We start from the raw sequence: 7,130 nt of genomic DNA, 5'->3' as shown, positions 1-7,130 counted from the left end.
TAAAAAAAAATGAGCGTATTTATATACACTCATTTTTACAGCATTTGGCTAAATGTTGCTTAACTGACTGGCATTACCATGATGGGGCCTTTTTTTGACAGCTTAGAAGTGGGGTTTCACCACGACCAGAATCACGACAGTCAGTAAGATGACTGTCGGTAACTCATTAAAGAAACGCCAGAATTTATGTGATTTGTAATGGGCGTTTTCTATCAGTTTCTTGCGGTAATAGCCGCAAGAGAAATGATAGATCACCAGTAAACCGACCAATGCAACTTTAAGGTAAAACCATGCAGATTCATGATAATGGAACCAGACATCTCCCCAATCGACCAGAAAATGGGCCGTGATCAGTGTGGCCACCATCGATGGCCACATGATCCCTCGGTAGAGTTTACGTTCCATAACCTGGAAACGTTCATGACTGATCTGGTCATTGCTCATGGCATGGTAAACATACAAGCGTGGTAAGTAGAACAGTGCAGCGAACCAACAGACCACAGCAATAATATGTAATGCTTTTACCCACAAGAAAGCATCAGAAGGTACAACCATTAATTATCCCATTTTTTGAAGACTAGGCAGGCATTCACACCGCCGAAGCCGAAACTGTTACTCATCACAGTATTCAATTTTGCATCACGTTTTTCAAGTACGATGTCAAAACCTTTCGCGCCTTCATCCAGTTCAGTCACGTTGATGTTTGGTGCGATGAAGTCATTTTGCAACATCAGTACAGAGTAAATCGCTTCGTGTACACCCGCAGCACCCAAGCTGTGACCAGTCATCGATTTGGTTGAGCTGAGCGCAGGAACTTTACCTTCACCGAATGCACGTTCCATCGCTTTAAGTTCAGTGATGTCACCAGCAGGGGTAGAGGTACCGTGTGTGTTCACGTAATCAATGCTTTCAACGCCGTGTTGTTTAGCTTCTTCAAGTACCATCTGGATACAACGTGTTGCACCTTCACCGCTTGGCGCAACCATGTCGGCACCATCACTGTTCGCCGCATAACCTACGATTTCAGCCAAGATATTGGCACCACGTGCTTGAGCATGTTCAAGTGATTCAAGTACCAGGAAACCGCCGCCACCTGCAATGACAAAACCATCACGGTCTGCAGAGTATGGACGTGAAGCTGTTTCTGGTGTGTCGTTATATTTAGAACAAAGCGCGCCCATTGCATCAAATAGCAAGCTTTGAGACCAATGATCTTCTTCACCACCACCCGCAAGCATCAAGTCCTGTTTGCCAAGTTGAATCAGGTTGTAGGCATAACCAATCGCATCTGCAGAAGTTGCACATGCGCTGGCGATCGAATGAGCCATACCTTGTAATTTAAATGCCACACCCACGTTTGCTGTAATGGTGTTGGTCATGTTGCGTGGAACGAAGAACGGACCAACTTTACGCGCACCTTTTTCTGCAAGAATCTCAGACATTTCAATCACAGATGCAGTTGAACCACCACCTGAACCGCCTGCGATACCGTAACGTGGATTACCCGCAAGATCTTCCGGTGTTAAGCCTGCATGTTTTACCGCATCAAGCGCTGAGTTGTACGCATACATGGCACATACGCCCATGAAACGTTTCAGTTTACGGTCGATATTGTCAAAATTTTGTTCAGCTGCTGCACTAACATGGCTTTTGAAATTCAGTTCAGCATAAGTAGGATTAAAACGTGTGCCTGAAATGCCGTTTTTTAAAGAATTTGTTACGTCTTCTAAGGTGTTACCGATACATGAGTTAATACCCATACCTGTGATTACAACACGTTTCATCTACAGTTCCCTTCATATGGTGATGTGAGATCCGAGCGATTCCAGACCAACAGGATCAATAGGCTGAGATAAATCAAAGCCTGATTGTTGGTTGGGCACTCAAGTTTTAAATTGCACCCATGATAACAGAAAGATTTTTGATTTCTTATGGCAAATCTTATGTCTATTGCAGTGTAACGTCAGAGAGACAGATCATTTGCTTAACTTCACTAAAAGATACATATTCATGTTGAGTTCACACCTGACTACTCCTAGTATCTATCGAGAAATTTAAGAAATACGACTAGGGATACCGGATGGCAAATTCAAACAATAAGCGTTCAGCAGGTTTCATCTCCAATAGCTTTGGAGTGGCTAAAAAGCTCAGCCACACAGGTGTCAAGGTGTTGAATCGTATAGCACAGCAAGGTTCGGCTTCAGCTCAGTCGCAGCGCGGCCTTCATTTGCAAGGGCAACATGCTAATCATCAAAAAAATAGTTTTTCAACTCCGCAGGAAATGCTGCGCCAGCATGTACCGCAAATCTCCAAACAGTTATTAGGCCGTCATTACCCACGTGCCCAGCAAATCACCCATCTATTGGCACCGGAGTGGTCTGATCAACTATCCGACTATTTATTCGAACAGCTCAACCAGATCAGTTCGCGTTACAGTTCGGTTGAGCAGATTCTAGATGAAGCGGGTGCTGAACAGCTTGAAGAGTTAACTCAGGATGTACAACGTTCAGGCCGTTTAAGTCAGGCACTGAGTGAACAGAACAAATGGATTGCAGCGGTACAGGGGGCCTTGAGTGGTGCAACGGGTGCACTCGGTAGCACAGTTGATGTTCCGGCATCGATTGCTTTGGCTTTGCGTACCATCTATCAGACCGGGCGCGCTTATGGTTTTCCTTTAAATCAGACGCATGAACAGGAAGCCGTGCAATATGTATTTCGCCACGTCAACCTTGGGCTCGTTGCCGAAAAGCAAACCGTACTGTTGGGGATGAAAGCACTGGTAGGGCTATTACAACGCCACGACAGTCAGCAATTGCAGCAGCTGTTAGGTTCCAGTCATGATGCCGAAGCTCTTAAAAAATGGCTGTTACAGGAAAATGGCGAGTTTAAATGGCCATGGATGCAGCAGGTGCCGAAATTTACTTTTATTGGCAAACTCACCCCTGTAACAGGCGCTGGAATCGGAGCATTCTATAGCTGGCAATTGATCGAAGAGGCTCATCGTAAAGCACAAGAGGTTTTCTCGGCGGCACGCCAGTATTTAACCGATCATCAAGATTCGCCACTTTCCCCCTTGGCAGCCTATGAGGCATCTGTACGTTTATTGGCAAAAGCCTCCCCTTTGCTGAGCTCAGCACAGGGTATAGAGCAGCAAGATAATTCGCCTGTTATCGAGCCAAAAGAATTAGATGCCGGATCTAATCCTGCCATTGCCAAAATCGAGATTCAGCCTAAACCCGCAGAAAGTGCGGAGGATGATCAACAAGCACAGGGCAGTGATGATCCGGTCGAGCAGGGGATTCAGGCTTTGGCTGAGCAGTATGTGGCACCGCATGCGGAAGTTGAGCCACAAAAACCGGCAGTTCCTGTGCCGGAAGCAGAAACGGATGAAGTGACGGATTTGGCTGAAGAAGAAAAAAATCCAGAAGGCGAAAAGGCACAGTCTTCTGTGGATGAAACGCCAGCGCCAACTGCAAGCACGAGTCGGACAAAAAGTAAAAAAGAAAAACCGGCGTCATAAGTCAGAGAATTGGTCGATTACATCGGATCGTAAATCCTGTTCAGACGCTTGAAAAGTCAGGTGCCAGAAGCGAGGTTGTTGTGTTGACCATTTAAGCGTCTTGGCTTACAATTGCATGCCCTCAAAAAGTAGTCATTTTTGGGGCTTTTTATTAACGGGAGAATTGCCATATGGCAACAACAAATCAGTTGATCCGTAAGGGTCGTACGACTTTGGTTGAAAAATCAAAAGTTCCTGCGTTGAAGGCTTGTCCACAACGTCGTGGTGTTTGTACACGTGTTTACACAACTACACCTAAAAAACCTAACTCAGCAATGCGTAAAGTTTGCCGTGTTCGCTTAACTTCTGGCTTTGAAGTTTCAAGCTACATCGGTGGTGAAGGCCACAACCTACAAGAGCACAGTGTTGTGCTTATCCGTGGTGGTCGTGTTAAAGACTTACCAGGTGTACGTTACCATACCGTTCGTGGTTCTTTAGACTGTGCTGGCGTGAAAGATCGTAACCAGTCACGTTCTAAATACGGTGCTAAACGTCCTAAGAAGTAATTCTTAAGGCTCTAAAACCGCAATCCTTTATCGTCTCGCTTGTCTGATTTCTGCATTTAAAATTGTGAAATTCAAGCGACGTGTAGTAAGGCCAGCGAATAGTACACGACACTTTGTACTTACGGCTGGATCACCCTGAAGTGTCATATTTATAGGTAGTTTAAAATGCCAAGACGTCGCGTAGTCGCTGCTCGTGAAATCCTTCCGGATCCAAAATTCAGCAGCCAAACAATCGCTAAATTCATGAACCACGTAATGCAAGATGGTAAAAAATCTATTGCTGAAAGTATCGTTTACGGTGCTTTAGACCGCGTTCAAGAAAAAAACAAAGTAGACCCAGTTGAATTCTTTGAAGCTACGCTTGAAAAAGTTCGCCCAATGGTCGAAGTAAAAGCACGCCGTGTTGGTGGTGCTACTTATCAAGTGCCTATGGAAGTACGCCCATCCCGTCGTACTGCCCTAGCTATGCGTTGGTTGGTAGATGCTGCTGCTAAGCGTTCTGAAAAAACTATGGCTTTACGTCTTGCTGGCGAGTTGCTTGATGCGGCTGAAGGTAAAGGCGCAGCGATCAAAAAACGTGAAGATGTGCACCGTATGGCTGAAGCCAACAAAGCCTTCTCTCACTACCGCTTCTAAGCGGCTAAAACAGGCCTTAATCAGGAGGATGACAGTTTTGTTTCACACGACTGTCATCAAATCGCTTTAAGTTGCTAGCAGCTTAAAGCGTCCTGTTTTAATAACAAATTTAGGAATGCAAGAAATCATGGCTCGTCAAACCCCAATTTCTCGTTACCGTAATATTGGTATTTCTGCGCACATTGACGCAGGTAAAACAACTACGACTGAACGTATTTTGTTCTACACAGGTGTATCTCACAAAATTGGTGAAGTGCATGATGGTGCAGCAACAATGGACTGGATGGAACAAGAGCAGGAACGTGGTATTACCATTACTTCCGCTGCTACGACTTGTTTCTGGTCTGGTATGGCTAACCAATTCGAACAGCATCGTATCAACGTAATTGACACCCCGGGACACGTAGACTTCACAATTGAAGTGGAACGTTCTATGCGTGTTCTTGACGGTGCTTGCATGGTTTACTGTGCGGTAGGTGGTGTACAGCCTCAGTCTGAAACCGTATGGCGTCAGGCGAACAAATATAAAGTGCCTCGTTTAGCATTCGTGAACAAGATGGACCGTACTGGTGCCAACTTCTTCCGTGCGGTTGAACAAGTAAAAACACGTTTGGGCGGTAACCCTGTGCCAATCGTTGTGCCAATCGGTGCTGAAGATACATTCGCTGGTGTTGTTGACCTAATCGAAATGAAAGCGATTATCTGGGATGAACCATCTCAAGGTATGAAGTTCGAATACGGCGAAATTCCTGCTGATCTTGTTGATACTGCGAACGAATGGCGTACCAACATGGTTGAAGCTGCTGCTGAAGCTTCTGAAGAGTTGATGGACAAGTACCTAGAAGAAGGTGATCTTTCTAAAGAAGACATCATCGCTGGTTTACGTGCTCGTACCTTGGCTTCTGAAATCCAAGTAATGCTTTGTGGTTCTGCGTTCAAGAACAAAGGTGTACAACGTATGTTGGACGCTGTAATTCAGTTCTTGCCATCACCAACAGAAGTTAAAGCGATCGAAGGTATCCTTGACGACAAAGCTGAAACTAAAGCATCTCGTGAAGCATCTGACGAAGCTCCGTTCTCTGCGCTTGCGTTCAAAATCATGAACGACAAATTCGTAGGTAACTTGACATTCGTACGTGTTTACTCTGGCGTTCTTAAACAAGGCGACCCAGTATACAACCCAGTTAAATCTAAACGTGAACGTATCGGTCGTATCGTGCAAATGCACGCAAACGAACGTCAAGATCTTGACGAAATCCGTGCGGGCGATATCGCTGCGTGTGTAGGTCTTAAAGACGTAACTACGGGTGATACGCTATGTGATGAGAAAAACATCATTACACTTGAACGTATGGAATTCCCAGAGCCAGTAATTTCATTGGCTGTTGAACCAAAAACCAAAGCTGACCAAGAAAAAATGTCAATCGCTTTAGGTCGTTTGGCGAAGGAAGATCCATCGTTCCGCGTACGTACTGACGAAGAATCTGGTCAAACGATTATTGCGGGTATGGGTGAGCTTCACCTTGACATCATCGTTGACCGTATGAAGCGTGAATTCGGTGTTGAAGCGAACATTGGTAAACCAATGGTTGCTTACCGTGAAACGATTAAAAAGTCTGTTGAACAAGAAGGCAAGTTCGTACGTCAAACAGGTGGTAAAGGTAAATTCGGTCATGTATATGTTCGTTTAGAGCCACTTGATGTCGAAGCTGCTGGTAAAGAATACGAATTCGCTGAAGAAGTTGTAGGTGGTGTAGTACCTAAAGAATTCTTCGGTGCGGTTGACAAAGGTATTCAAGAACGTATGAAGAACGGTGTCTTGGCTGGTTACCCTGTTGTGGGTATCAAAGCGACACTATTCGACGGTTCTTACCACGATGTCGACTCTGACGAATTGTCGTTCAAAATGGCAGGTTCTTATGCATTCCGTGACGGTTTCATGAAAGCAGATCCAATCTTGCTTGAACCGATCATGAAAGTTGAAGTAGAAACTCCAGAAGACTACATGGGCGATATCATGGGCGACTTGAACCGTCGTCGTGGTATGGTTCAGGGTATGGATGACTTGCCTGGCGGTACTAAAGCAATCCGTGCTGAAGTTCCACTTGCTGAGATGTTTGGTTACGCAACTCAAATGCGTTCTATGTCTCAAGGTCGTGCGACATACTCAATGGAATTTGCTAAATACGCTGAAACTCCACGTAACGTGGCTGAAGGCATTATCGCGAAGTTCCAAGCTGGCGGTAAAAAAGGTGACGACGAGTAATCTTTCGATTACTATAAGCCCAAACTAATTTTTTAGTTAATAACCAGTTGCTCATGAGCGACCCTCATGAGCAGTTTATAAAGGAAGATCATCATGGCTAAAGCCAAGTTTGAACGTAATAAACCACACGTAAACGTGGGCACAATCGGTCACGTTGACCATG

At 45.1% G+C, this 7,130-nt stretch carries 6 protein-coding genes and 1 pseudogene; 5 read left to right on the top strand and 2 right to left on the bottom strand.

The genetic code is table 11. The features are described 5' to 3' along the window. Positions 1-102 precede the first annotated feature (102 nt). Both hemJ and PAE54_RS12120 read right to left on the bottom strand, forming a co-directional pair. Positions 103-555 carry a protoporphyrinogen oxidase HemJ gene (gene hemJ, locus PAE54_RS12125; RefSeq protein ID WP_273778576.1) on the bottom strand — a complete coding sequence of 151 codons (453 nt, stop codon included), beginning with the start codon at positions 553-555 and terminating at the stop codon, positions 103-105. Continuing rightward, positions 555-1,784 carry a beta-ketoacyl synthase N-terminal-like domain-containing protein gene (locus tag PAE54_RS12120; protein WP_273778577.1) on the bottom strand — a complete coding sequence of 410 codons (1,230 nt, stop codon included), beginning with the start codon at positions 1,782-1,784 and terminating at the stop codon, positions 555-557. Before PAE54_RS12120 ends, hemJ begins: the two co-directional genes overlap by 1 nt. A gap of 296 nt (positions 1,785-2,080) precedes the next feature. Here PAE54_RS12120 and PAE54_RS12115 point away from each other — a divergent pair, with 296 nt between their 5' ends. The 5 genes and pseudogenes from PAE54_RS12115 to PAE54_RS12095 all read left to right on the top strand — a co-directional run. Continuing rightward, a complete protein-coding gene (locus tag PAE54_RS12115; RefSeq protein ID WP_326519623.1) occupies positions 2,081-3,520 on the top strand; it encodes an EcsC family protein in 1,440 nt (479 codons plus the stop codon). A 170-nt stretch (positions 3,521-3,690) separates the two neighbouring features. After that, complete coding sequence (rpsL, locus tag PAE54_RS12110) at positions 3,691-4,065, top strand: 30S ribosomal protein S12 (protein WP_000246374.1); 375 nt, start codon at positions 3,691-3,693, stop codon at positions 4,063-4,065. A gap of 165 nt (positions 4,066-4,230) precedes the next feature. Then, positions 4,231-4,701, top strand: coding sequence for a 30S ribosomal protein S7 (gene rpsG, locus PAE54_RS12105; RefSeq protein ID WP_004901967.1), 471 nt, complete (start codon positions 4,231-4,233; stop codon positions 4,699-4,701). A 127-nt stretch (positions 4,702-4,828) separates the two neighbouring features. Further along, on the top strand, positions 4,829-6,967 hold the full coding sequence (gene fusA / locus PAE54_RS12100) for an elongation factor G (protein ID WP_273778579.1): 2,139 nt from the start codon (positions 4,829-4,831) through the stop codon (positions 6,965-6,967). A gap of 93 nt (positions 6,968-7,060) precedes the next feature. Beyond that, positions 7,061-7,130, top strand: a pseudogene (locus PAE54_RS12095) (hypothetical protein); the annotation flags it as partial.

The sequence above is a fragment of the Acinetobacter minutum genome, assembly GCF_035916735.1.
Taxonomy (GTDB): Bacteria; Pseudomonadota; Gammaproteobacteria; order Pseudomonadales; family Moraxellaceae; genus Acinetobacter.
The sequence above is the reverse complement of the archived record's forward strand: the minus strand, read 5'-3'. Positions and strand labels throughout refer to the sequence as shown.

Excerpts from the sequence above, each read along its gene's own strand:
- hemJ (WP_273778576.1), bottom strand. The coding sequence starts at position 555 with ATGGTTGTACCTTCTGATGCTTTCTTGTGGGTAAAAGCATTACATATT.
- PAE54_RS12120 (WP_273778577.1), bottom strand. The coding sequence starts at position 1,784 with ATGAAACGTGTTGTAATCACAGGTATGGGTATTAACTCATGTATCGGT.
- PAE54_RS12115 (WP_326519623.1), top strand. The coding sequence starts at position 2,081 with ATGGCAAATTCAAACAATAAGCGTTCAGCAGGTTTCATCTCCAATAGC.
- rpsG (WP_004901967.1), top strand. The coding sequence starts at position 4,231 with ATGCCAAGACGTCGCGTAGTCGCTGCTCGTGAAATCCTTCCGGATCCA.
- fusA (WP_273778579.1), top strand. The coding sequence starts at position 4,829 with ATGGCTCGTCAAACCCCAATTTCTCGTTACCGTAATATTGGTATTTCT.
- rpsL (WP_000246374.1), top strand. The coding sequence starts at position 3,691 with ATGGCAACAACAAATCAGTTGATCCGTAAGGGTCGTACGACTTTGGTT.